Genomic DNA, 25,062 nt, shown 5'->3' on the forward strand with positions numbered 1-25,062 from the left:
CCGCCGCTCTTGTCGTTACCGGTAGATTTCGTTAGCTCTGCACAATCGGGGCGTACGTCCCCGAGGTTTCCCATAAGCGTTCAATACCGTGTTCACGTTTTCGTGCTTTGGATCAATCTTGTGCTGATGTGACTAGTTGAGAGTTTTTCGGCTCAGCGGTTGCCCTACTCTGCACGCGGCTTTCGCCTGGGGGATGTCCAGAACCGATGTTGCTATAGATGTGAGGATGGGAGCGCTTGAGCAGCTCGCCGCGAACAAAGCCAGCTACTCCACACAAGAGGATGATGGTTGGAATCACGAAAACCAAATACCACAGCTCGGCATCGCCAATGAGGTTCTCGAAGTTGGCCAAGATCAGCACGAACATTGTGCCGAACCCAATGATGGCGATAGTTGGCGCCACTTTTGTGACGAACACTGGGTAAAGCCCTTTGTGCTTCCTAAAATAGAAGTAAACCGAGACCGAAGTGGTTAGAAGCAAGAAGACGAGTCCGAAACCACCAGCGTTACTCATCCAAGAGAACACGATTGCTGATGGAAAGCTTTCGTCATATCCTGAGAGCTTTTGAGCAAGCAGTGCCGTGGCGATGGCAAACAAACCGAAGCAAGATTGGAAAAGCGATGCCGCAACAGGGGCACCATTTTCGCTAGTCGTGCCGAGGTTCTTCCAAATAACCTGTTCTCGCCCCAGCGCCATGAGGTAGCGGGAAATAGAATTGTGGAAGGCTGTAACGGCTGCGAAGAGGGAGGTGACCAAGAGAAGCTGAATTAGCGGAACGATGGACTCGTATCCCTGGCTGGCAATAAAGTTGAAGAACAGATCCGAACCAGATTCTTGCGCAGAATCAACTACCTGAGACTCTCCAGTGCTTTGGGCAATTGACCATGAAGAGAATCCATAAAAGCCGGAAATAATCAGAATTGATATAAGCGTCGCGTTTGGGATGGTTTTCTCCGGATTGATTGCCTCCTCAGAGTACATAGCACTGCTTTCAATTCCCATGAACCCGGCGATAGTGAACGCGAGGAGAGTTCCTGTGCCAGTTCCAATGAGCGCGGACGGAGATAAGGTGCCAATCGAGAGCCCATCTGCAGGGTTGCGGATTGCGAGAACACAGAAGAACACGATGGCACAAGACTCCAAGAAGAGAAGAACTCCTAGAATTCTCGAAGTGGCATCGGCAGATTTAATGCCTAGAAATGCCACTAGGCTTAAAGCTATGAGTGCCCACACCGCCCAGTGGATATAGGTGCCTACTATCGATTCAAATAAGCTAGATGCTGTGTATCCGAGAAGACAGTAAAGTGCGATCTGCATAGCAGTGTAAGAAACGATAGCCAGTGAAGAAGCTGCTAAACCGTGACTTTTCCCGAGGCCGGCGGAGACGTAGGAAAAGAATGCAGCAGTATTGGGTATCTCCTTGGCCATAGCGCAGAAGCCGACTGAAAAGAATGCCACGAGTGCTCCGCAAAGCAGGTAGCCGAGAGGAACTCCTGGCATTCCAGATGTGGCGTATGCTGCCGTTACTCCGGCGGAAACCACCGTTAAAGGTGCAGCTGCTGCAATTACTAGAAAGACAATGTTGTGCGTCTTGAGGGTACGAATCTTTTCGCTCATACGGCACCATCACTTGTAGCAGGGGAGAGACTTTCAAGCGCGGGGCTGTCTTCTTTGAAGTGAGCGGTATATGCCTTTCTTAGATACTCGATTTGTTCATCTGTGAACGTCTTTCGAATCTGTCCTTCCACGATTTCGGCGTATTCATCCTTGAAACCGGACTCTTCACCGGTCAGGCTTTCAAACACTGCAAGACCGCAGAAAGGAACGTAGTACTGGCAATAGCCGCCTTCTTGGACCACGACTAGATTTCCTTCAGAAAGGCTGTCTGCAGCAGCTGCAAGAGCCTGAGTCATGTTGTAGTAACCCGAGGTTGTTACCATCATGCGGCCTAGAGGGTCCATCATCGCGGCATCGTAGCCTGTACTAAGGATGATTAATTCTGGCTTGAATTCCTCGAGCGCTGGAATGACGATCTCATTAAGCGCGGTTTCATACACTAGGTCGCCACTTCCTGGAGGAAGGGGGATATTCAGGTTGAAATCCTTGCCTTTTCCGGAGCCTCGTTCTTCGACGAAACCACTGTCGACCGGGAAATTTCTATCTTGGTGGATGGATACTGTGAGAACACGGTTGTCTTCCCACCAGATGTCTTGGGTTCCGTTGCCATGGTGAACATCCCAATCTACGATTGCGACTCTTTCTAGACCGCGTTCCTCGAGAGCAAAAGACGCTGCAGCCGACGCGTTATTGAAAAGGCAGAAGCCTAAGCCACGGTTCCTCTCAGCATGGTGTCCCGGAGGATTAATCAAGGCATACCCACGGTCAACCTCTCCGTCTAGTACAGCTCGAGTCATTTCAATTGCGCCGCCAGCTGAGAGCTTCGCAATGTCTGCGCCTCCTTGTCCGAACGGTGATCCTCCATCTCCACAATCGCCACCTTTCGGTAGTTGAGACTGTTGGAGCATCGACTCGATGTGTTCTTTGGAGTGAATTCTTTCGAGTTGCTCCTTCGTCGCCGGCTTTGCCGAAAGATTGGTGAGGTGTTTGCGGAGCTGCGAGGCCTGCACTAATTCGTTTAGGCGTCGCTTTGGTTCCGGCGAAGAGAAGTGGCGGTTCACGGGTTGTAGGCCAAGGGCTGGGTTCGCCGGCGCATTGCCACCCGTGCCTGTGTCGTGCCATCCGTAGAGCGTGTCCCAGAGATAACCCACAGAGACTTTATCTTGCTTTTTGGTTGACATTTACAATCCTTCCTTTCGGCTGTGGTGTTGCAGACCATAGTACTTGTCGAGTGTGATTTGAGAGACTGTTTTCGCCTTAATTGCGGGGAAGGTTAATTTCTCTAAGGTGCCATTATGCTTTTTAATATTGGCAGTGGAGTCCGTTGTTTTTGAACTGCTGTTAGAGGTATTGGCTAATGGTGGTATAGCCATTTTGAATCGAATAAAGCTAACGGCTGCCTACCCCTTTGTGAGGGTGAATTGGTTGCGAGTTAGTCCATCTATCGTGCGTAAATATTTGTATACATGCAGGCTATCTCATGGAAGTGAAAGCTTTTGCAATGTTTTACTGGCGATATTTGCGGCAATATTGGCTCGCGGGAAGGATTGTTGGATTGTAATTTGTTATAGGAATTAATCCAACCTCGATGGATGCGTTCATTCCGTTTACGGGTGGACTCGTATTGAGTTTGATGAAACAGGTTTTACTTCAATTGGGGCGTACGAAAACCAAAAGGGTGTTGGATTATCCGTCGATAATCCAACACCCTTTTAGTGATCTATTTCGGGCTACTTCTCCACGTAGTAGAGCTGCTTGTTAACGAACTCATCCATGCCAAGCGGGCCGAGCTCGCGGCCAAAGCCGGAGCGCTTCACGCCACCGAATGGCATTTCTTCGCCTTCGCCAGCGGGGGTGTTCACGTTAGCCATGCCGCACTCGAGACGGCGGGAGACAGCGGCGGCGCGTTCGGGGTCCTGGGAGAACACGGTGCCGCCGAGGCCGTACTGGGTGTTATTAGCCAAATCGAGGGCTTCTTCGTCGCTGCTTACTTTGTAAACGGTCGCGACTGGGCCGAAGAACTCCTCGTAGTAGATATCGGAGCCAACCGGGATATCGGTGATGACAGCAGGGGAGACGTAAGCGCCTTCCGCAGAGAGCTCGCCACCAGCACGCAAGTTAGCACCGGCAGAAACGGCACGGTCCAGCTGGTCACGCAGCTTTTCAGCTGCCTCACGGGAGGACAGTGCAGAGTATGCGCCTTCGGGTTGGTTGTCCGGAGTGGACTTTACTGCAGCGTTGGCGAGGCGCTCGAGCTCAGCGACGAACTCGTCGTAGATGTCTTCCATGACAATCATGCGCTTGTTCGAGTTGCAGGCCTGGCCGGTGTTGTACATACGCGTGCCCCATGCCAGCTCCGCAGCTGCCTTGACGTCGTCAGTATCGAGCAGGACATACGGGTCAGAGCCGCCGAGCTCGAGAACAGCCTTCTTGAGGTTTTCGCCGGCCTGCGCGCCGATGATGGAGCCTGCGCGCTCAGAACCGGTAAGAGATACACCTTGGATGCGAGAGTCCGCGATGATGGTGGAAATCTGGTCGTGGGAAGCAAAGACGTTGTTGTACACGCCTTCAGGAACGCCAGCGTCATCCATGATCTTCTGAACGGCGAGGGCCGAGCGCGGACAGATTTCCGCATCCTTGAGAATGATGGTGTTGCCCAGCATCAGGTTGGGCGCCACGAAACGGGCGATCTGATAGTAGGGGAAATTCCACGGCATGATGCCGAGCAGTGGGCCGATAGGCAGGCGGCGGATGACTGCAGTGCCGTTGGAGGCAGTTGGGATCTCTTGGTCCTTGGTGAAGTCTGCGCCGTTATCGGCGTAGTACTTGATAATGGCGGAAGAGAACTCAGCTTCCTCGATGCCTTCGGAGTGGAACTTGCCCATCTCCTCGCCGGCGATCTGGGCTAGTTCTTCCTTGCGCTCCTCGAAGAGCTCGCTGACGCGGGTCATGATTTCTGCGCGCTCAGAGATGGGGCGTGCAGACCACTCTTTATAAGCCGCGGCAGATTTTGCCAGTGCTGCTTCGATCTCAGCGTCGGTAGCGGTATCGAAGGTTTCGACTACCTCATTGGTTACGGGGTTCTGTACGCGATAGGTGTTGGACATTGATTACTCCTTTTCTCGTGTGTAGTTAGACCAGCGGTTGCTGGTCGTCGTCGCGCGAGGAAATTCGCGTGAGGGTTTCGCCCTTGAAGAATCCTGGGTGGGCAAAGCGAGTGAACAGCATGATGAATACGCCGAGCCCTAAGACAGCGACGCTCAATATGAAGACCATGCCGATACCACCGATTTCAGACCCGGATCCGTAGGACGGATCCATGGAATCGAATGCAGTGATGAAGAACATCATGAGCAAGAATCCGCCGCCCACAGTGGGGAAGAGGAACTTGAACACGATGTTATGCATCGAGCTAAACAGTTCGGTTCGGAAGTACCAGATGCAGGCCACGGCCGTAATTCCATAGTAGAAACAGACCATGAGGCCCATCGTAGCGATGGTGTCCCATAGCGCGTTTTCCGAAATAAGGCGGGTTACCGCGTAGAACACGGCTGCTGCTGCAGCGGAAACAATGGTGGCCGTCGACGGTGTACGGAAGCGGGGGCTGATCTTTGCGAACACCGGCGGCAAAGCGCGGTAATAGCCCATAGCCAGCAAGGTGCGGGCGGGGCCCACCATCGTGGACTGCAGGGAGGCGAAGGAAGAGGACAGAACCGCGATATAAATCAGGATCGAGGCCTTGCCCAAGACAGGCTCTGAAAGCGCCGCGAAAATCGATTCCTGATTCTCTGGATTACCAGCGCCCAGGCCTGTGTCACCTGTGCCGGCCCAAGTGATGACTGCCAGCGCGGTGAGGATATACAGCGCGATGATGATGAGCACGGTGATCGTAGCTGCACGACCCGGCGTCTTTTCGGGGTTTTTCGTTTCCTCGTTCATCGTGAGGGTTACGTCCCATCCCCAGAACATGAAGATGGACAGTGAGATGCCCGCAGCAATGAGGGAAAAGCTTCCGATGCCAACCGGGTTGAACCATTCGAGCGAAATCGGTGTGAAGTCGAATCCGCCGTTGTTATAGGCGTTGTGGATTGCGACGACGTCGAAAAGCACAATGGCAGCAATCTGAATCGCTACGAGTACATACTGCAGCTTTTGTGTTGAGTCGAGGCCGCGGTAAGAGATGTAGCCCGCGATAGCGATAAAGACGAAGGTAGTCGGGATATTGACCCACAGGTTCCGGGTCAGATCACTAATAGCCGGGTTGTTGAAGAGCTGACCAAGAAGTAGGTAGAAGAAGTCGACGGCCACCGCCGCCAGGTTTGATAGCACCAGAATCGTGGCGGTGATAAGCCCCCATCCTCCCATCCAGCCGGCCCACGGGCCGAAGGCCTTTGTAGCCCACGTGAAGGAAGTACCTGAATCAGGGACTGCGTTGTTGAGCTCGCGGTAGGCAAACGCTACAAGCAGCATGGGGATAAAGCCCAGCAACAGCACTGCCGGGACGTATTGACCCACAGCTGAAATCGTTGGGCCAATACCGGAGGTCAGCGTATAGGTAGGGGCGATGCAACTGACGCCAATGACTACTGCGCCAAGCAATCCGACGCGGCCCGTAGCTAGGCCTTTGTTCGACGCTGTCTCATTTACCGAGTGGGTGGTTGGCGTCGAAGGGGTCGTGGTGGTCATGTGTTGTCACCACCTTTCGATAGAAGATTGTTTTCTTTGCCGGCCTGCATATAGCCGGCGGGCACAACAACCATGGGGACTGGGATCAAGCGGAGCATTCGAGACGCTGTTGAGCCTAAGAAGAGGCGTCCAGGAACGGCCATGCGGGAGGAACCGACAACGGCGATTTCCCCGTCTTGCCAGTTCAGCTTTTCCAACGCAGTGCTGACATCCTTGCCAGACGCCACCTCGGTGGTGGCGTGCCCGGCGTCAAGCATGTGTTGAGCGGAGTCAGCCAGTTTTCGGTTGGCATAAGCATTGAGCGCACTGGGCACGTCGGTTCCGAGCCCATGCATGTCAGACTCACCGCTTAGGACGAGCGAAACGAGCCGCAAGGGAATCTCACGGCGACGCGCACGATCAAGGCCGATCGCAATGACGTCGGAGGTGCCACGACGAGGACCGAAGAAGGTTGTGACTCGAGTGATAGGGCCTGGGTAGGAGTATCCGCGTGGTGCAAGCGCGACAGGAACGGGGGCAGAGTGCAAGAGCGCATTGACCGCGGAACCCATCTGGAAACGTCCGAAGAGGCCGCCCTTCCGGGCGCCAACGACGAGCAAGTCAGCACCAAGGGTCTCCGCAGTTTCGCAGAGCGCGGCAGCTTCGGAATCTCCCGTCACGATGCGTGCGGTTGCAGTGATTTCTTCAGGAACCTCCGCGAGAGCCTCCTCCAGCCATCCAGCGATTTGTTCCTCCACAATGGAGTCATAGCCACGGTCGTGCGGGTAAACGCCCGAGAAGGAGCTATGCGCGGGGGCTACCATAACGAGTTCGAGGTGCACGTTGCGCTCTTTTGCGAGAGCAATTCCTAAGCGCAACGCGTCTTTGCCGAAATCGGTAGCGACGTAGCCCACGAGGATGCAACCACTAGTGCTGCGGCGAGGGAAACTTGCGGGAGCCATGTTTAAGCCTTCGCTGCTTGCTCTGCGATAGCCAGTGCGGCGGTCTCGCCCTGGCGTACTGCGCCGTCGACGTGCTGGTAACCTTCCGCAGCGATGTCGGAGCATGCGTAGTAGATGGGGCCGGTCGGCTGATTCTGGAGGTGCCCCCAGCGCGAGAGTCCACCGAGATCATAGGAGGTAGCGTAGGCACCACGCGTCCACTCTTCGGCTGCCATGTCAGACAAGTAGAAAGCGATGGGCTCTTTGGTCTTTGGGCCAAGGTAATCTGCCATGGCGTCGAGAATGCGTTCTTTGCGCTCTTCAGCCGGCAGGTGCCACATCTCCTCTGCATAAACGTCGGAGACAAAGCCCACGAGGGTGCCGTAGGTGTCTTCCTTATCTGCGGTCGATTCGGCAAAATTCTTGCCGTAATTGGTGTTGTCGTAAACCTCCTGAACGAGGCGACCGCCACCAAAGCCGGTGCCGGAGAGTCCTTCTTCGCGCCAGAACGGGGTGTCGTAGATGGCATGGACCTTGATAACCAGTCCCATGGAGATGTGCTGGTGCGCAATCTGCTGGTCGCGCGGCATCGGCGGGACGAAGGAGATGCGGTTGTACAGGTTTGGCGGAACAGCAAGGACAGCGAAACGGGCCTTTACAGTGACCTTCTCCGAAATGGCGGTAACATTTCCGGCTTCGCCATTGCCGGCGACACCATTGCGAACATCTGCCTTGATGTTGTTGAGTTCGTCCGCGGTAGATGCATCCGGCTCCGCCCAGTGAAGCTCGCGCACAGGAGTGCCGAGGTGGACATCGTCGCCCAAGCCCTTGGCAAGAGTTAAGGAAACGGACTGCATACCGCCGACGACGCGCTTATCCAGGATGAAGTCCTCATCGACAAGGTTGCTGAAGGAGCCTGCGGAGCAAGCCATGAGCACTGCTTGAAGAGTGGAGAACGTGTAGGAGGGCTTGGTCAGCATGCCGGACGCCACATAAATCGAAACGTTGTCGATGGCCTCAGTGTCGTCGGAAAGCTCCTCAAGCCAAGAGCGGAAAGAGACGGAGTCTAGCTCTTTGGCGCGCGGGTGGGACCAAGGGTTTGCGGGGTCCATTTCCGCTGCGAGTTCATCCATGATCTTGATGAGACGGTCCATCTCAGCAATGGTCTTCTCATCGGCTGGGAATACAGTGCCTTCGTACTCGTGGCGGGTGCCATCAGGGGAGACGTAGATCGACTTGCCCTCGCGGTAGCGGGAGAAAGTTTCGAGGCCGAGTTCATCAACGAGCTCGATGAGGCGGGTCTGGTCGGGGGAGATCCACTGGCCTCCGAGCTCTACGAAGTGCTCGACTCCCTGTGCATCCTTGACCTTGCCGTTCCAGGTACGGCCGCCGACGCGCTCGCGAGCTTCGAGGACGGCTACGCTCAGGCCCTTCTTCTTTAGGGTATGTGCGGCCATGAGGCCAGCGGGGCCAGCGCCGATAACGACGACATCGCGCTCGATAACGGGATTGTCTGGATTGACGAGTGAAGTCATGAAGGTGTCTCCGTTCCTATGGGACGATGAAGGGGCAGGTGTGGCAAAATGAACATCATTCATTTTGTGTCTCGTATCACTGTACAGAAGGAACGTAACGTGAGACAAGGTTTTGAAGCTGGGAATTCACATCGGTCTAAAGGTCGTCCCCATAAAGCGCTGGTTACGCGCGAAAAAATCGCTAAGGCTGCGCTCACCATTGTGGGGGAAGAAGGATATGAAAAACTCACAATGGCGCGCATTGCCCGCCGTCTAAACGTGGGAACCAGCGCGTTGTACAACCACCTTTCGGGGAAAGATGACTTGCTCGCGCTGATCGAAGATGCAGTCATGGAGCAAGTGGAATGCAGTTCCTTGTATGCCGCATTGGAGGCCACCCCGACACTCTCACCCCGCGATGCACTCATACGTTGGGCAACGTCCTACCGCGATGTCTGTGCACGGCATGTTCCGCTCGTGCGGATTATTGCGTTGACACCTATTTCTGGAGCACCTCGTACGGTTGAAATGTACGAGGTGCTAGCCCGAGTTTTGAAGCTGACTGGTCTTCCAAGCTCGGCCATCATGCCACGCATCGTGGCGTTGGAATCTTTCATTTATGGCAGTGCTTACGACGTCCACGCCCCCGAAGACATCTTTGACCTTCCGGTGGATAGTGAGGCGCGCGCACCGGCACTGGCCGATGCGCGCGGTGCTTTTTCACCGGACGCCTCCATGACAGAGAGTCAGGATCAGAGGAATCCCTACGCCGACGAGCCGTTCCGCTTAGGCCTTGAAGCCCTCCTGTCAGATCTCCCCGACGAGAAGAATAGCTAGCTCCTCCAAGGCTCAATGCCCGCGCGCCTCCAGGCCTCCAAGAACTGGGTGGTCTCGGCCTCATCGGTGATGGACACGCGCACGCCTTCGTCGAGGTAGCGGCGGATGACCACGCCTTCATCGAGCATCTTCGTTTCCACCTCCGCGGCATCCGCGCGCGGCAGCCAGACGAAGTTGCCGTAGGACTTCTCAGCACCCAGCTCCGCGCAGACGCGGTCGCGCTGTGCTTTGGTGATCTCGACGGCGTCGGCAAGCTCGTCGTGGCGCTTGAGCACCTCCACGGCGGCGGTTTCCGCCATGGCTGTCACCGTCAGCGGCAGGGAGAGCAGCCGCAACGCGTTGATGATCTCTTCGCCTGCCACCGCGTAGCCCACGCGCATGCCGGCCAATCCCCACGCCTTGGAGAAGGTGCGCACGCCGAGCAGGTTGGGGTAGCGCTGGTATTCCTCCACTGAATCCGGGGTATCGGGGGCGTCGTTGTATTCCCAATAGGCTTCATCCAACAGCACGACGACATCCTTGGGCACCCGGTCCATGAAGGCGCGGAATTCACCGCGGGTAATCACGGTGCCCGTCGGGTTATTGGGGTTGCACAGGATGATGAGCTTGGTCTTCTCCGTTAGCGCCTCGAGTACTGCTTCCAGATCGACGCGGTAATCCTCCGTGAGTGGGACCAGAACCGGCTCCGCGCCGGCCATGCGCACGTAGAGGGGATAGGCCTCAAAGCTGCGCCAGGGCACGATGACCTCATCGCCTGTATGGCAGGACGCCAAGATGGTGGCCTGCAGGATGGGCGTGGAGCCCGCGGAGACGAAGATATTATCCGCTGGCACGCCCAAGTAGTTGCACAGTGCATTGGTGAGCTCCAGGCTGCCGGGCTGTTGGTAGCGGTTGGTGGTGCGGGCGGCGTCGGCAACCGCGGCGATGATGTCCTCAGCTGGCGGGAAGGGGACCTCATTGGATGAGAGCTTGAGCGCGTTGGGGAAGTCCTTGCCCACCTTGTACTCGGGGAAGCTCGAGAGATCATTGCGAAGCATAATCACGTCCTTTCTAAATCATGTCCCAGATGGTCACGGCCATAATCAGCAGGCCCATGCCGAAGACGAAGTAGTTCCACGGGTCATTGCGGAAGTGCTTGTACACGTCCAACTTCTTGAACATGTACACCGGAACCAGGTAAACGATGAACGCCACGAAGACACCGGAGACCACGGAAATCATGGAAATAATGGAGGGGTTGAAGATCGCCACGAGCGTGGTGCACACGAAGGCGATGACATAAATGATGTTGAGCAGCGTGCGGTGCGAGACCTTCTCCGCCAGCTTCGGCGCGGCGTTCTTCAGCAGGTACTCCGTGCCTTCTTCTGTGCCGAGCATGTGGCCGAAGTAAGAGGAGACGATGGCGCAGATGACCACGATGGGCGCCATGTAGGCCATGAACGGCGTGCCGGTGACGTTGGCGAAGTAGGAGAGCACCGGGATGTTTTGCTCGAGGGCCTCATTCATGCCGTCGGCGCCGAGCGCGAGGACACAGGACCACACGAAGAACATGGTGAAGACCACGAGCAGGATGGAGGTGTAGAACTCCGTGCGGGAGACGCGCTTTTCGGTCTTCTCGCCGTACTGCGGCTGCATGTCGAGGGCGAATTGCGACAGCGCTGCCATGTGGGAGAAGGAGAAGACCAGCACCGGCAGGATGAGGAAAATACCCTTGAAAATGCCGCCGTAGCCATCCGAGCCGTCATCAAAGTGAAGGAAGCTCTCCAAGTCCCAACGCGGGATGAGGTAAATGGAGGTGACGGCCAGCGCAATAATCAGCGGGTACACCAGCACCTGGGCCAGCCAAATCATGGGCTTGCGGCCGATGGCGAAGGCACCGGTCATGACGCCGACGCAGAGCATGGCCAGTAGCCACCGGTCGAGCGAAGGCCCGCCCAGCTGGTTGACGATGAAGCTATCCACCGCGTTAGTGATGGAGACACCGTAAATCAGGACCGTGGAAAAGACCGTGATCCAATACAGCACCGCGAAGACGATTCCTTGGCCCTTGCCCAGGTACTGCGAGACCAGCTCGAGGATGTCCTTGCCGTGGTCCTCTTTGGGGGCGCCCGCGACGATGCGCGCGTAGGTGCGGTGGGAGAAAAACACCAGCGGGAAGATGAAGATCGTGGCGAAGACCAGCGGCCAGAACCCGAAACCACCGGCGTTGAGCGGCAGGAAGAGGATGCCGGCACCCACGGCGGTACCGAAGAGCGTAATGATCCACGATGCGGTGGAGGCGGCGGGGCGCTGCTTGGCGACGACCCCATCGCCCACAATGTGTTCGCCCTCCTTCAGCTCAGTGGTGGGTGGCGTGGTCGTTGGGGGAGTGTGGGTAGAGCTCATGATGAGCCTCCTTTAGTTGGTGGGCGGAATAGGCAGGGAATGCTCTTGGTCGGTGATGACGTTGATCAGTGCCGGTACCCCGTCGTTGGCGATGGCGTGCAAAGCGCGGGCCACGGCCTCCGGTGCTTGTGCGTCATCGGTGACGAGCTCGCCGTGGGCACCGAAGCCGCGGGCTACCGCCGCGAAATCCGGGTTCACCAGCTGCGTGCCGGATACGCGGTCGGGGAAGTGCTTCTTCTGGTGGTCGCGGATGGTTCCGAACTCGCCATTGGACATCACGATGATGAGGAAAGGCGCGCCGTATTGCAGCGCGGTGGCCAGCTCCTGGCCGTTCATGAGGTATTCGCCATCGCCAGCAATGGTGACCACGGTGCGCTCCGGGAACTGCAGCTTGGTGGACACAGCGGCCGGGATGGAGTAGCCCATCGAGCCGTTGCGCACGCTGAACTGGGAGGGGTAGACCGTCGAGCGCAAGAACTGTTGGGCCCAGATGCAGTGGTTGCCGGCGCCAAAGGTGTAGATCGAGTCCTTGGGCAACTGCTCGTGGAGCGCTGCGAGGATGGCCTCCATGTGGGCGGTGCCCTCTTTGCCCGGGCGGTAGTCCGCCGGCTCGGGAAGGGTGGCGAAGCCGAGGTGGTTCGCGTGCGCGGAATCAAACCACTCGCCGCGCTGTTCCGTGCCCTCGACGGTTAGGCGGTCCAGCGTGTTAGCGAAGGCCACAGGGCTTGCCACGATGTGTTCTAGCAGCGCCACCGAGTGGCCGCGCAGGCTGGTATCGGGGTTGATGGCGATGTTGCGTGCCTGCGGTGACTGGCGCAAGGTATAGCCGTCGGTAGGAACATCACCGAGAACGGCACCAACTTCGATGACGAGGGAGGCGGCTTCCAAAAGTTGCGCCGCGCGGGGGTCACGGCCGTAGCCGAGCCAGCCGGCGTTGGCGGGGGAGTCGAAAGGCACGCGGTCGGCCGCGCGGAAGTCTTGAATGATTGGGATACGGTGCTCTTCGGCGAAGCGAGTGATCTTCTCCGCGGTCTCTGGGGTCCAGCGCGGACCGCCGGCAAAAATGAGTGGACGTTCTGCGCGGCTCAGTTCGCGGGAGAGGAGGTCCAGGTGATCGTCGGAAAGCGCGCCTTCTGCAACCGGGATGGGCGGGTGGATGGTGTCGGTGAACTCCTGGTGGAGAACATCCTCCGGCAACCCCACGATGACGGGGCCGGGGCGGCCCTGCTGGGCTTGGAAGAATGCTTCGGCCACGACGCGAGAGGCGCGCTCCGGATCATCGAGGACGAAGACCTGCTTGGCCTGGGTTCCGAACCAGGCTTTGGGGTCGAATTCCTGGAAGGATTCGCGGTCGCGGTCCGAGGTGGGGATGAGGCCGACGAAGAGGACGAGCGGGGTAGCGTCCTGCCAAGCGGTGTGGATGCCGACGTAGGCGTTGGCCGCGCCGGGCCCGCGGGTGACCATGGCTACGCCGGGCTGGCCGGTGGCTTTGCCGTGGGCTTCGGCCATGTAGGTGGCGCCGCCTTCGTGGCGGCAGACGATGGCTTCGACGGGGGAATCGTAGAGTCCGTCCAACACGGGAAGGAAGCTTTCGCCGGGTACGAGGAATGCGCGGGGCACATCGTGTGCTGCAAGGGATGCGGCAATGGCGGCGCCGACATGTGACATGGAGAACCTCCTTGACTTCGTTGTGGTAGTGGTCTCATTATTCTTTGGTGATGTCATGTTGTCTAATGCTGCTAAAGCTCTAAAGCCATGCATATAGGGCATGGGGTCTGGTAAAAGTAGGGGAATGGACATGGTGAAAGCCAAATATTTCCTCGCGGTGGCTGAGGTCGGGACGGTGACCGCTGCCGCCTCACGCCTCGGAATTACCCAGCCGGCGCTGAGCCGCCAACTCCGGCGCTTTGAAAAGGAGCTGGACCTTGAGCTCTTCGTGCGGGCTGGATCTGCGCTTGTGCTGAGCGACGCAGCGCATGCCCTCATTCCCACCTGCCGCCGCCTCCTCGCTGCATCCGCGCGCGCCGGGCAGGCGGTGGAGGCGCTTCGGGCTGGCAGAATTCCGGCGCTGCGCGTGGCGGCCACGCCGACGACGATGTCGACGCTTCTCGCTCCGTTTATAGAGGCCGCCGGCTCGTCGATTCCTCTGCTTACCACGACTCCGGTCTCGCACTACGACGTCTTTGATGCGCTGGAAGGAACCGCCGACGTGGTGATTGCTACCATCCCGCCGGGCAATGACGTGGCTTCCTTGCCGCTGGGCACGATTCCGGTGCGCGCCTGGGTGCCGCCAACGCACCCGCTGGCGCTCGAGTGTGCGGGTTCGACAAGCGTGGAGGTCGAGCGCTTGCTGCAGGAAAATGTGGCGTTGCCCTCGCGGCGCAGCGTGTCCCGCGGGGTGGTGGATTCCTTCGTGGGCACGGCTGGCTATGCCCTGGGCTCGCACGTGGAGTGCGATGATACGGCGACGTTATGCGCCTTGGCGCGTGCCGGGCGAGCCGTAGCATTAATGACGGAGCTGCAGCCGGCGCGGCTGGTGGGTTTTGATGTCGTTGATGGCGAGCGCGCTCTGGGCGGTGTGCCGCTGGTGGCGGCGTGGTCCCCGGGCCACTTCGCGGGGCAGGAAATTGCGCAGATTGCTCGGCGGTTCCGCAGTTTTATTGAGGGGTCGCTTCGCTAGGGTCTGCTTAGTTTGCAGTGGGCATAACTGTCGTTGTTGCCAAAGATCAGGCCAGATCTTGAATCAGAGGCTATAACTTTGGCAGAACGGGCAGTTGCTCGGCATGTGGCGGGGCGCCATGTTAGCGTGGAGGCCAAACTTTCCGGGGGGGAATGACATGAACCATGGCGTTGTGCGCGGCCTATCTAAAGGCGCGCTTGCAACTCGCGTGAGCCGTGGGGAGATTGCGAGAATCGCCAAGGGAATCTACGTCTGGGGCAGGCCCGAGCCTTTAGAGCTTTTGAAGCTGTTGCAGGAGCACCGTCCATACCTTAAGGCGACAGGCACAACGGCAGCCCAGGTCCTCCTTGGCGAGCCTGTCACTTTTCCACTGAGGCTTGCTAGTGCAGAGAGGATGCCGACATCGACCTTTTATGTGCACTCGCGGGTGAGCGTCACTAGTTTTGTCACTTTGTCGGGGATCCGGATTCTTAATCCTCTTGTCGCTATGAAGTCCGTTAGTCCTGATTTGGGGATTCGCGTCTTCGAATCTATCTATTCTTCGAAGGTGGGGCGTGCTCGCTTGGACAGCCACCGCGAAGCACTCAATGTCATCCCTGTTGCAAGCCAACGGATGCTGGAGCAAGCCGCCCTGTTCACGGATTCCGGTGCGGAGGTCAAGGTGGCCAAGGGGCTGAAAAGGCGCGGAATCAAAGTTGAGTGCAACGTTGTTATCGGCCACTACACTTGGGACATCGTGCTCCCAGAGCTCAAGGTTGCGGTAGAAATCAACGGGATGAAATTCCATTCCCAGCGAGAGGCATGGCTGCGAGACCATTGGAAGAACAACGAGGGTGCGCTGATTGGGTGGCTCACGTTGCGCTACACAGGTCATTGCGTGGCACATCATCTGGACTATGTCATCGACCAGATAGCCAATGCCAGGAATCCGGACTTTGAGAAGCGCTACTTCAAATTCATCGGCTTCTGGCATGAGGGAGTGTTGCCACCCAAGCCAAAGCCCTGGGAGTACAGCGAGCACTTGGGGTATCTGCCACCGGACCCGCCTGAGCCGCCCGACGTCCCGCAGCCGCCCGACTGCCCTAGTTGACAAAGTTATTGACAGATCTTGGGTCGGAGGCGAGAACTTTGGCAGAACGGGCAGTGTGGAGCGTGGTCCTGGCAGTAGGCCGCGGACGCTAGGCAGCAACCAGCCCCTCAACAATGAGCGCCACAGCCGCGCTGATGGCCACGATGATGACGATGCGGTTGAGCACCGTGGCGTTGATGAATCGGTTGAGGTATCCGGCGGCGATGAGGCCGACGATGGCTACCGGAAGGTAGGCCGCGGCCGTGGTGAGCTGCAGGCTGGTGATTTGCCCGCTTAAGGCCAAGATCGCCAGCGAGATGGCGCAGCCAATGATGAACGTGCCCGACAGGGTGCCGCGTATGCGGGCGGGGTCGTAACCCTTCATGACTAACGCCATGGGTGGACCACCGATGGAGGTCGACGTGCCCAGGAACCCCGAGGCAACGCCCGCCACCGCGATGTTGGTGGTGGTTCGCTTCGGCGACCAGCCGAGGCTGGACAAGGTCATGGCAAAGATGACGGCGCAGCCGATGAAAAGGGAGAGCCCGCGGTGGGAGAGGGAGGCAATGGCCCACGCGCCGAGCAGGGAGCCGGGTATTCGCGCGATGGAGGAAATCGCCACGATGTCCCACGACACCGCTGAGCGTGACTTGAGCATTGTCGTGGTTGAAATGACGAAGGCCAGCAGGAGGATAAGCGTGGGAACAAGCTCCGGCTTAATCAGCGCCAAGATTGGGGTGGCGATGGTGCCCAGGCCGAATCCGATGGTGCCCTGGCAGATTGTGCCCACAAGGATGAGTAGGCCGATGAAGACGTAGAGCCAGCTGAACATCGGTCTACTATCTCACGACAGGCTTCAAGTGCGGACAGTGACCTTCTCGTTGGCCGCGATTTCCTCCAAGCGGTCCGCCGAGCACAATCCGGACACGATGACGGCCGAGCCACCCGCAGCCAGTGGCTCTAACACAGCACGTTGGAAGGAAGCGGTGTCGCTCCACCCAGGAGACAACACGCGCTCAGCGCCCAAATCCGTGGGGAAAAGCTCCGGAAGCGGAGTGGTGGAACCATAGAAGTGATCGCCATAAAAGCGCACCGTGGGGCCGAAGTCGATGGTGCCGAGAGGCAACTCGCCGCCGCTTTCAACCACGCCGCGGCCAAAAGGATCCTGCGTGACCAGCACCGTGTCGACCAGTGGGGTAGAAGCCGAGCCGGCGGTGGCCTCGAGGTAGGCCTCCGGGGAGGTGAAAACTACGGCGAGATCATCGGCGTGCGGCTCTGGGGCAGCCGCACCATCCGTAATGTCAAAGGGGATGCCCGCGGCTAGTGCCCCAAGCGCAATGACGGCAGACTGCCACGACACCGGAAGGTCGATGAGGATGCGGGCATCGGTGCCGGGCTCAAGGTCGAGCTCTTCCAATAGCATGTTGGCAATCTTGGAGGTCCAGTTCTCCAGCGTCTGCGCCGAGAAGTCCATGCGGGTGCCGTCAGCTTCGTTGTAGACGCTGAGGCGGGGAGCGGAGGCATCGGCGGACAAGAGATGCTGAAGGAGTTCCATGTCCGCCCATCGTAGGTGGCGGGCGCTCAGCCCGCCACGACGCTCTTAATTCACGCAGCGCGGGCCGTCGCCGCCGGCGTCGATTTCCGGTGCCACCTCGGCGGTACCGAAGTCATCGCCCGGAGTACCCACCTGCTGGGTGTCGCCGCCTTCGCTCGTCTCGGCGGTAGCCTCCTCTTCTTGCGCGGAGTCGTCCTTCGGACCGGAGTAGTCATCGGTAGCCACCACGATGAAGGTATCCGGCTCGAGCTCCTCGTTGGCCGTGACCGGCAGGCCACCGAGCTGCTCAGCCAAGGCCTGGGCGCGCTCATCGTTGGCATCCGCGGCCACAATCTGGGACTCGGTATACAGGCCCGACTGCGCATTGGCGGTGCGCTCAACGGTGTAGCCCACGTTCTTCAACCACGCGCCGATTCCGCCGGCCATGCCGTCGACGGTGCCGGCGTTCAGGACGTGGAGGTTGAGGTCCTCGGCCACGGGCTTTTCGCCGTCTTCGCCTTCCTGGTCGGTTGGGGCATCCTCAGACTTCTTTTCTTCCTCAGCCTTCTCTTGGGACTTGGCCAGATCATCCATGAAGCGGTGGACCTCCGCGGTATCGATGGTCACCACCGATTCGCCATAGTCACCCACGCCGGTAATGGAGGTCACCGGGATCGTCGTAAACGTCACGTTGCCGCCGGCCAGTCCGGCCAGCTGGGTGACGAATCCCATGATGTCCCAGCCATCATCGATGACAACGGAGCGCTCCACGGCATCGGCGATCTTGTTGAGCTTGCCCGGGGACGTCAGCGTTCCCGAATCCAAAACCTTCGAGGTCAGCGAGGCCATGTAGGCCTGCTGGCGCACGATGCGGTCGAGGTCGCCGCGCGGCAGGTCGTAGCGCTGGCGCACGAAGGACAAGCCCTCGGAGCCCTTGAGGGTCTGGCGCCCCTTCGGGAACTTCGCCCCGGACATCGGATCATCCACATCATTGTTGAGGCAGACGTCGACGCCCCCGACGGCGTCGGTAAGCAGCACGAAGCCCAAGAGCCCCACCTCAGCGTAGTGATCAACGCTGACATCCGTGAGCGTGCGCACCATCGAGATGAGACCAGCACGGCCGGCCTCCGTGCTCTCCTTCTCCATCTCCTTCTCCGTGTGAGGAGGCTTTTTACCTGCTGCCTCAGCTTCAGCGTTCTCCTGCTGGAGCTCCTCCATCTTGGCGGACTTGTGGAGTGCGAAGACAGCGTTGATCTTGGTGTTTCCGAACTCGCTGTCGTGGACATAGGTATCGCGCGGGATGGACACCGCAGTCGCGCGCGAGCCGTCGTTCGGAATACGGATCACCATGATGGTGTCCGTGTTTTCCTCTCCTTCGTCCACGCCGGCATGCAGATCTGCCAGCTCCTGTTCTGAAAGCGGATTCCCCTTGGCATCGGTGCGGGAGTCCTTGCCTACGAGCAAGATGTCGACCGCGCCATCGAGACTGCTGTCCTTGAAACCGCCCTGGTTGCCCAGCGCCAGGTTCGACGCAGAGGAGATGTCATTTCCCAGCTTGCCCACGGTGAAGTAACCCACGCCGGAGACCACGAGGACGACGGCGGACAAGAAAGCGACGATGGCTTTCACCGGCGTCGATCCTCGTTGGGCGGTGGGCGCGGACTGCGAGGGCGCGGCCTGGATATGGCGGGCGGCGCGCGGGGAGTTCGGGGAAGTCACGGGACTAGTTTAGGTGAGCTCGCTGCAAAAACGTGAAGCAGTGTCGCGGGCGCGTGCGCGCGTTGGCGTTGGGTACGCTCAGATTCATCGTGAAGAATTTACAGAAACCCCTGGCCGTGGTCACCGTGACCTTTTCTCCCGGCCGTTACCTCAGCGACTTCTTGGCATCGCTGCGCTTGGCGACGTCCCGCCCTACCCTCACCATCCTTGCCGACAACGGCTCGACCGACGGGGTGCCAGAAGCCGCCGCGCGGGAACACGTGGACGTGGAATTCCTCGATACCGGCGGCAACATCGGCTACGGCGCGGGGATGAACGCCGGCGCGCGCTTTGTGCGTGCGCGTGGGGTCGATGACGAATTTTTCCTCATCGCCAACCCGGACGTGACCTTTAGCGAAGGCTCCCTGGATGAGCTGATTGCGTGCGCGCGCCGCCACCCGGATGCCGCGGCGGTGGGGCCGCGCATCGTGGAGCCGGATGGCAGTAACTATCCTTCGGCGCGCGCAGTGCCCACGTTGCTCACGGGAATTGGCCATGCGCTGTTCGGAACGATCTGGCCCTCCAACCCGTGGTCGCGCGCCTACCGCGATGACGCCGACATGGACAGCGAGCGCCCCGCCGGCTGGCTATCCGGCTCCTGTCTGCTGGTGCGCTGGGAGTCTTTTGAACAGATTGGCGGCTTTGATGAGCGCTACTTCATGTATTTGGAGGATGTGGACTTAGGTGACCGCTTCGTCCGCGCCGGCTGGCGCAATATCTTCTGCCCCACGGCGGTGATTACCCACGCCAAAGGCCATTCGACGCAGGCGCACCGCGGCGCAATGCTGCGCGCGCACCATGATTCGGCCTATCGCTTCCAGGCGGACAGGCACCCGCACTGGTACCAAGCGCCCCTGCGCGTGGCCTTGTGGCTGGGGCTGCGAGTACGTGGGCTGGTATTAAGCGCGTGCCGCGACGGCTCCTGAGCTAGGTGCGCCTATACACTAACGGTGGCTTATCTGAAAAGAGATTAAGGAACGATATGACTGAATCAGCACCCCAGTGGGGATCGACGGCCGATGCCGTCATTCTGGTGGGAGGTCGCGGCACTCGCCTGCGCCCGCTGACGATTGGCACACCGAAGCCGATGCTGTCCACGGCCAACTACCCATTCCTTCAGCACCTCCTCGCCCGCATCAAGGACGCGGGGATTGAGCACGTGGTGCTCTCCACCTCGTATAAGGCGGAGGTTTTTGAGGAGTACTTCGGGGACGGCTCAGATCTGGGTCTGGAGATCGAGTACGTCGTGGAGGAAACCGCGCTGGGTACGGGCGGCGGTATCCGCAATGTCTACGACAAGCTGCGCCAGGATACGGTCATGGTGTTCAACGGTGACGTTTTGTCCGGTATGGACCTCAACGGCATCCTCGATACTCACCACTCGAAGGATGCCGACGTGACGATGCACCTGCTCAACGTTGCTGATCCCCGCGCGTTTGGCTGCGTCCCGACGGATTCCAACGGGCGGGTGACCGCTTTCTTGGAGAAGACCGAGGATCCGCCGACGAACCAGATTAACGCTGGCTGCTACGTGTTTAAGAAGGATGTTATTGCGACCATCCCGGAGGGCCGTGTGGTTTCCGTGGAGCGCGAGACCTTCCCGCAGCTGCTGGAGTCCGGCCGCCTAGTGGTTGGGCACGTGGACAACTCCTATTGGCGCGACATGGGCCGCCCGGATGATTTCGTCCGCGGTTCTTCCGATCTGGTGCGCGGCATTGCGCATTCACCGTTGCTGGTGGGCCGCACGGGCGAGTCCGTGGTGGATGAGTCCGCGGGTATTGCCGGTGGCGTGCTGTTGCTGTCGGGTACGGCTGTGGGCCGCGGGTCTGTCATTGGGGCGGGTTCGCGTTTGGACGGCACGGTGGTCTTCGACGGCGTGACCATTGAGCCGGGTGCCATCATTAACAACTCGATCATTGCTTCGGGTGCGCACATCGGTGCCAACGCGCATATTGATGGCTGCGTTATTGGTGAAGGCGCCACCATTGGCGCGCGCTGCGAACTGCAGGGCGGCATGCGCGTCTTCCCGGGTGTGAGCATTCCGGACGCTGGCGTGCGTTTCAGCTCCGACGCCTAAGCGCTGCGCCGTAAAAGGAGGAAAAGCACCGAGGAGGACGGAACCTTCTCGGTGCTTTCCGTATCTTTTGGGCGTGACGCATGGTTTTCATGGTGCGAATGAGATCCATGTGTTTTGCCCAACTGGGTGGCGACACGCCGAAGCAACCTTAGAATTGTTCACAGGGTTGGGGGTGGCCACTACATGTAGTACCCCCGATGATTGCCCCCTAGATAGGTAATCTGTGACGGATGTGAAAGTTGAGGATGCTGTACAGCGTTTTCGCTGGAGCCGCCGAAAAATCTCCCGCGACAGGTTGACGATATTTAGTGATTCGGTGTGAAATGACATCAGTGTAATCAACGGCACGGCGGGCACGGCACCGAAAAATCTTTTCGGTGTAGGGTCGGTGCCATCGAATCAAGAGAGAAACGACCTCGGAGAAAGGAAGCGGCGTGGACAATACAACGAATAACAGCGCTATTCTCCGTGGCGGTGCTGCTGCAGAGATGTCGCTCGATGAACTCTTTGGTGCCGTCGAGCAGGAGTGGCAAGACCAGGCGCTGTGCGCCCAGACGGATCCAGAAGCATTCTTCCCGGAGAAGGGAGGGTCTACCCGCGAGGCCAAGCGCATCTGCCAGGCCTGCGCGGTGCGTGATGAATGCCTCGAGTATGCCTTGGAGCATGACGAGCGCTTCGGTATCTGGGGCGGGCTTTCGGACCGTGAGCGTCGCCGCCTCAAGCGTGAGATTGGTTAGAGCTCAAAGCAGCTACTAACCAGCACCAGTACTCCCCCTCACTGCACAGTCCTATGTCATTCGGCTCGGGTCTCGGCGGTGAGGGGGAGTAGTGGTTTTAGGGCAGGGTCGCTCCGCACCCCTAGCCTTTACCAAGTAAAACGCGGATCGATATCACCGGGATCGACGTTGAGGTAATTGGCCACCAGAGCGGTTAGCACCGTGGACAGTAGCTCTTCACGCTCCTGCGCGGAGTGCACGCGCTCCTCCACGGGCATGCGGAAAATGACTAGCCGGGCGCGCGTGGGCTGCCCATCGGAATCCACGCCCGCCGGGACAATGCGCCCGAGCGGAACGGGGCCATCCGCGATGATTTCATCCGGCAACACAGTCATATCAGCTGAGAGGCGCATGCGGGGCACGGTATCAACGGCGAGATCGAGCCCGGTGAGCTGCTCGGCAAAGGCATTGTGAATGGGGGAGTAGGCCTCGAGTACGGCCATGTCGAAGCGCTCGGCGCTGCTGCGGTAGCGCGGCGTATTCTGCGGCAACAGCGGCCCGCGGGCACCACGGCCATGGCGGTGGCGGGCCGGGCGAATATGCGGGCGGGGCGTGGTCATGCGGCTTAGTCTAAGCCGCTTCGAGGCGGGCTCGCGGCGAGACGCGCCGCGCTGAACTATCTAAATCTCAAGTTAGGGTTTAGACTTGGGCCCGTGAATAGCTCTCGCCATTGCTCCCGCCCCGGCTGCGGCCGTCCCGCCGTGGCGACGTTGACCTACGCCTATGCGCAGCAAACCGCCGTCGTGGGCCCGCTCTCCGAAGAAACCGATCCCCATGCCTGGGATCTGTGCGAAAAACACAGCGCACGAATTACCGCCCCGCAAGGATGGGAAATGGTGCGCGTTGACCGCATCGAGCTTGATGAGGATGATGACCTTACAGCTCTCGCCGAGGCCGTCCGTGAGGCCGGGCGCGTGACCACTGGCTTGGTGGATGATTCCACTGCTGGTTCCGGCGCCGATCCCATTGACTATTCCGCTACTTTCGACGGCGCGGATCCGCGGAATTCGAACCACCCTGTGTTCCGAACCCGCCGCGTCCACGATGCCCGCCAGCGCCGCCGAGCTCACCTGACGGTGGTTCCGGACGCCGACTAGTTCGTCGCACGCGGATTACCGCGACTGACGGGGGTATGCTTGTGGGTTATGCGAACTCGTGAACAGCTCAATGCAGTGATCAAGGCCTATGACGTCCGTGGCGTCGTGGGTGAGGACATCGACGAAACCCTCGTGCGCGATACTGGCGCGGCCTACGCCGCCATCCTCCGCGGGGAAGGGGAGACCACCGTGGCAGTAGGCCACGACATGCGTCCGTCCTCCCCGCAGCTGGCAGCCGCCTTTGCTGAGGGCGCTGCCGCGCAGGGCCTTGATGTTATCCAGCTCGGCCTCACGTCCACCGATGAGCTGTACTTTGCCGCCGGCCACCTCAATTGCGCGGGCGCTATGTTCACCGCCTCCCACAACCCGGCTAAGTACAACGGCATCAAGCTCTGCCGCGCGGGCGCTGTTCCGGTGGGGCAGGAGACGGGGCTGGAGCAGATCAAGGACATGCTGATCGACGGCACCCCGGCCTTCGACGGTGAGCCGGGCACCGTCACTGAGCGTGAGGTTCTTCCGGACTACGCGGCATTCCTTCGCGGCCTGGTGCCGCTGGAGAACTCCCGCCCATTGGTCGTGGCTGTCGACGCCGCGAATGGCATGGGTGGCCACACCGTCCCGGCGGTCTTTGAGGGCCTGCCTTTCGACGTTCGGGATCTCTACTTTGAGCTCGACGGCACCTTCCCCAACCACGAGGCTAACCCGCTGGATCCGAAGAACTTGGTGGACCTGCAGAAGTTCACCGTCGAACAGAAGGCGGATATCGGCCTTGCTTTCGACGGCGATGCGGATCGCTGCTTCGTGGTGGATGAGAAGGGCCAGCCGGTGTCCCCGTCCGCCATCTGTGCGTTGGTCGCGGAGCGCTACCTGGATAAGTTCCCTGGTGCCACCGTCATCCATAACCTGATTACGTCCAAGACCGTTCCGGAGCTCATCGCGGAGAAGGGCGGCAAGGCCGTGCGTACCCGCGTGGGTCACTCCTTCATCAAGGCCCAGATGGCCAAGGAGAAGGCGGTCTTTGGTGGCGAGCACTCCGCGCACTACTACTTCCAGGAGTTCTGGAATGCGGACTCCGGCATGCTCGCTGCCATGCACGTGCTGGCTGCTCTGGGTGAGCAGGACAAGCCGCTGAGCGAGCTCATGGCGCAGTACTCGCGCTACGAGGCCTCGGGTGAAATCAACTCCACTGTGGAGGACCAGAAGGCTACGACGCAGCGCGTGCTCGATGAGTTGGCGGACAAGATTGAGTCCGTCGACGAACTCGATGGCGTGACCGTAGAGCTGAAGGGCACCGACGCGTGGTTCAACGTCCGCGCCTCCAACACTGAGCCGCTGCTGCGCCTCAACGTTGAGGCCAAGACTGCCGACGAGGTGCAGGCCATCGTCGACGAGGTCCTCGGCATCATCCGCGCCTAGAAAACCGCCGCCGCCCCTCCAGCTGAAGGCATGAACATGACAAGCGAAGGAGCCTCCGTGCGTGACATCGAAAGTCTCATTGCCGTCGACGAACCGGCCTGGCCCCACCTGCAGAAGCCGCTGGCCGAATCTGATGCAGTCGTGCTGCCCATTGACTCAGAGCGAGGGCGGCGCTCGCTGTGGGAGCTGCAGGTTACCGCCGCGTCGACGATGGGAGCTGTCGCTTTGCACACCGGCGGCATTGTCGTCGACCACGGCTGGATACGTTTGTACGGCGGCGGCAGCGAACACTTGCCGAGCATTGCCGAAGCCAACGGGTTGGGAGGCGACATGTCGGCGCCGCCCGGCGAGCTGATTGTCGGGCACGATGTCCTCGGCGGCCTATTCGCCATCGACGGCGGTGCGCTGGGTGTTGCGCCCGGCGAGGTCTGCTATTTCGGGCCGGACACCCTCACATGGGACAGGCTTGGTGGCGGCTACTCGGCTTTCCTTCTTGCTGCGCTGGGTGGTGGCCTCGATGTGGTCTTTGAGGGGCTGCGCTGGCCGGGCTGGCAGGACGATGTGGCGTCCTTGGCGCTCACGCAGGGCATTTTCCTGTACCCGCCGCCCTCCTCTGTCGAGGGCAGCGACGTGAGCAAGGCGACGAAGGCGGTCGTCAGCATCCAGGAACTGCTGGGCACCAAGTAGCACTGCAC

General features: G+C 59.5%; 22 protein-coding genes. 9 read left to right on the forward strand and 13 right to left on the reverse strand.

Features of this window, described 5'->3' with window-relative positions; translation table 11 throughout:
* Positions 1-112 precede the first annotated feature (112 nt).
* From HMPREF2912_RS10605 to HMPREF2912_RS10630, 6 genes are all read right to left on the reverse strand, one after another.
* A complete protein-coding gene (locus HMPREF2912_RS10605) occupies positions 113-1,618 on the reverse strand; it encodes an APC family permease (protein WP_070530906.1) in 1,506 nt (501 codons plus the stop codon).
* Positions 1,615-2,799 (reverse strand): class II histone deacetylase, encoded by a 1,185-nt coding sequence (locus HMPREF2912_RS10610; protein ID WP_070523333.1) that lies wholly within the window; start codon positions 2,797-2,799, stop codon positions 1,615-1,617. Before HMPREF2912_RS10610 ends, HMPREF2912_RS10605 begins: the two co-directional genes overlap by 4 nt.
* Positions 2,800-3,348: 549 nt before the next feature.
* A complete protein-coding gene (locus tag HMPREF2912_RS10615; protein ID WP_070530901.1) occupies positions 3,349-4,725 on the reverse strand; it encodes an NAD-dependent succinate-semialdehyde dehydrogenase in 1,377 nt (458 codons plus the stop codon).
* 25 nt (positions 4,726-4,750) lie between these two features.
* Positions 4,751-6,304: an APC family permease gene (locus tag HMPREF2912_RS10620; RefSeq protein WP_070684108.1), complete on the reverse strand. Its 1,554-nt coding sequence runs from the start codon at positions 6,302-6,304 to the stop codon at positions 4,751-4,753.
* A complete protein-coding gene (locus HMPREF2912_RS10625) occupies positions 6,301-7,245 on the reverse strand; it encodes a universal stress protein (protein ID WP_070684110.1) in 945 nt (314 codons plus the stop codon). The genes HMPREF2912_RS10620 and HMPREF2912_RS10625 overlap by 4 nt, the downstream gene beginning before the upstream one ends.
* Before the next feature lie 2 nt (positions 7,246-7,247).
* Positions 7,248-8,759 (reverse strand): flavin monoamine oxidase family protein, encoded by a 1,512-nt coding sequence (locus HMPREF2912_RS10630; protein ID WP_070684112.1) that lies wholly within the window; start codon positions 8,757-8,759, stop codon positions 7,248-7,250.
* A 48-nt stretch (positions 8,760-8,807) separates the two neighbouring features.
* On the opposite strand from HMPREF2912_RS10630, the gene HMPREF2912_RS10635 reads away from it, so the two are divergent.
* Positions 8,808-9,575, forward strand: coding sequence for a TetR/AcrR family transcriptional regulator (locus HMPREF2912_RS10635; RefSeq protein WP_083312498.1), 768 nt, complete (start codon positions 8,808-8,810; stop codon positions 9,573-9,575).
* On the opposite strand, the gene HMPREF2912_RS10640 is transcribed toward HMPREF2912_RS10635, so the two are convergent.
* Genes HMPREF2912_RS10640 through HMPREF2912_RS10650 form a run of 3 tightly spaced genes read right to left on the reverse strand, consistent with a single transcriptional unit; the run spans position 9,572 to position 13,628 of the window.
* Positions 9,572-10,612: a histidinol-phosphate transaminase gene (locus HMPREF2912_RS10640; protein WP_070684114.1), complete on the reverse strand. Its 1,041-nt coding sequence runs from the start codon at positions 10,610-10,612 to the stop codon at positions 9,572-9,574. The two genes, HMPREF2912_RS10635 and HMPREF2912_RS10640, sit on opposite strands and share 4 nt — an antisense overlap.
* Before the next feature lie 13 nt (positions 10,613-10,625).
* Complete coding sequence (locus HMPREF2912_RS10645) at positions 10,626-11,960, reverse strand: aromatic amino acid transport family protein (RefSeq protein WP_070684116.1); 1,335 nt, start codon at positions 11,958-11,960, stop codon at positions 10,626-10,628.
* 12 nt (positions 11,961-11,972) lie between these two features.
* Entirely contained in the window at positions 11,973-13,628 is a 1,656-nt protein-coding gene (locus tag HMPREF2912_RS10650; protein ID WP_070684118.1) for a thiamine pyrophosphate-dependent enzyme, read from the reverse strand.
* A gap of 130 nt (positions 13,629-13,758) precedes the next feature.
* On the opposite strand from HMPREF2912_RS10650, the gene HMPREF2912_RS10655 reads away from it, so the two are divergent.
* A complete protein-coding gene (locus HMPREF2912_RS10655) occupies positions 13,759-14,640 on the forward strand; it encodes a LysR family transcriptional regulator (protein ID WP_246816529.1) in 882 nt (293 codons plus the stop codon).
* A 157-nt stretch (positions 14,641-14,797) separates the two neighbouring features.
* Positions 14,798-15,730 carry a type IV toxin-antitoxin system AbiEi family antitoxin domain-containing protein gene (locus HMPREF2912_RS10660; RefSeq protein WP_070624414.1) on the forward strand — a complete coding sequence of 311 codons (933 nt, stop codon included), beginning with the start codon at positions 14,798-14,800 and terminating at the stop codon, positions 15,728-15,730.
* Between the two features lie 88 nt (positions 15,731-15,818).
* On the opposite strand, the gene HMPREF2912_RS10665 is transcribed toward HMPREF2912_RS10660, so the two are convergent.
* From HMPREF2912_RS10665 to HMPREF2912_RS10675, 3 genes are read right to left on the reverse strand one after another with little or no spacing between them, the layout of a single operon-like run.
* The gene (locus HMPREF2912_RS10665; RefSeq protein ID WP_070624415.1) at positions 15,819-16,541 is read right to left on the reverse strand and encodes a sulfite exporter TauE/SafE family protein; all 723 of its coding nucleotides are present in this window, start codon (positions 16,539-16,541) and stop codon (positions 15,819-15,821) included.
* A 24-nt stretch (positions 16,542-16,565) separates the two neighbouring features.
* Positions 16,566-17,264, reverse strand: a complete 699-nt coding sequence (locus HMPREF2912_RS10670; RefSeq protein WP_070624416.1) for a TIGR03089 family protein — start codon at positions 17,262-17,264, stop codon at positions 16,566-16,568.
* Between the two features lie 45 nt (positions 17,265-17,309).
* Positions 17,310-18,962, reverse strand: coding sequence for an LCP family protein (locus tag HMPREF2912_RS10675; RefSeq protein WP_210396394.1), 1,653 nt, complete (start codon positions 18,960-18,962; stop codon positions 17,310-17,312).
* Between the two features lie 89 nt (positions 18,963-19,051).
* Between HMPREF2912_RS10675 and HMPREF2912_RS10680 the strand changes: the two genes are divergently transcribed.
* The 3 genes from HMPREF2912_RS10680 (at position 19,052) to HMPREF2912_RS10690 (ending at position 21,815) form a co-directional block, all read left to right on the forward strand.
* Positions 19,052-19,927 carry a glycosyltransferase family 2 protein gene (locus tag HMPREF2912_RS10680; protein ID WP_070684213.1) on the forward strand — a complete coding sequence of 292 codons (876 nt, stop codon included), beginning with the start codon at positions 19,052-19,054 and terminating at the stop codon, positions 19,925-19,927.
* 56 nt (positions 19,928-19,983) lie between these two features.
* Positions 19,984-21,078 carry a mannose-1-phosphate guanylyltransferase gene (locus tag HMPREF2912_RS10685; RefSeq protein ID WP_070522520.1) on the forward strand — a complete coding sequence of 365 codons (1,095 nt, stop codon included), beginning with the start codon at positions 19,984-19,986 and terminating at the stop codon, positions 21,076-21,078.
* Positions 21,079-21,566: 488 nt separating this feature from the next.
* Positions 21,567-21,815: a WhiB family transcriptional regulator gene (locus HMPREF2912_RS10690; protein ID WP_005528147.1), complete on the forward strand. Its 249-nt coding sequence runs from the start codon at positions 21,567-21,569 to the stop codon at positions 21,813-21,815.
* 128 nt (positions 21,816-21,943) lie between these two features.
* Here the strand turns inward: HMPREF2912_RS10690 and HMPREF2912_RS10695 are convergent, their stop codons facing one another.
* On the reverse strand, positions 21,944-22,414 hold the full coding sequence (locus tag HMPREF2912_RS10695) for a metallopeptidase family protein (RefSeq protein ID WP_070684125.1): 471 nt from the start codon (positions 22,412-22,414) through the stop codon (positions 21,944-21,946).
* A 93-nt stretch (positions 22,415-22,507) separates the two neighbouring features.
* On the opposite strand from HMPREF2912_RS10695, the gene HMPREF2912_RS10700 reads away from it, so the two are divergent.
* From HMPREF2912_RS10700 to HMPREF2912_RS10710, 3 genes are read left to right on the forward strand one after another with little or no spacing between them, the layout of a single operon-like run.
* Positions 22,508-22,951: a DUF3499 domain-containing protein gene (locus HMPREF2912_RS10700; protein ID WP_083299235.1), complete on the forward strand. Its 444-nt coding sequence runs from the start codon at positions 22,508-22,510 to the stop codon at positions 22,949-22,951.
* A 48-nt stretch (positions 22,952-22,999) separates the two neighbouring features.
* Positions 23,000-24,367 carry a phosphomannomutase/phosphoglucomutase gene (locus HMPREF2912_RS10705; RefSeq protein WP_070597276.1) on the forward strand — a complete coding sequence of 456 codons (1,368 nt, stop codon included), beginning with the start codon at positions 23,000-23,002 and terminating at the stop codon, positions 24,365-24,367.
* Positions 24,368-24,403: 36 nt separating this feature from the next.
* Complete coding sequence (locus HMPREF2912_RS10710) at positions 24,404-25,054, forward strand: DUF2625 family protein (protein ID WP_168166652.1); 651 nt, start codon at positions 24,404-24,406, stop codon at positions 25,052-25,054.
* Positions 25,055-25,062: the final 8 nt, after the last annotated feature.

The sequence above is a fragment of the Corynebacterium sp. HMSC056E09 genome, from assembly GCF_001813425.1.
In the GTDB taxonomy this organism is placed as follows: Bacteria; Actinomycetota; Actinomycetes; order Mycobacteriales; family Mycobacteriaceae; genus Corynebacterium; species Corynebacterium hesseae.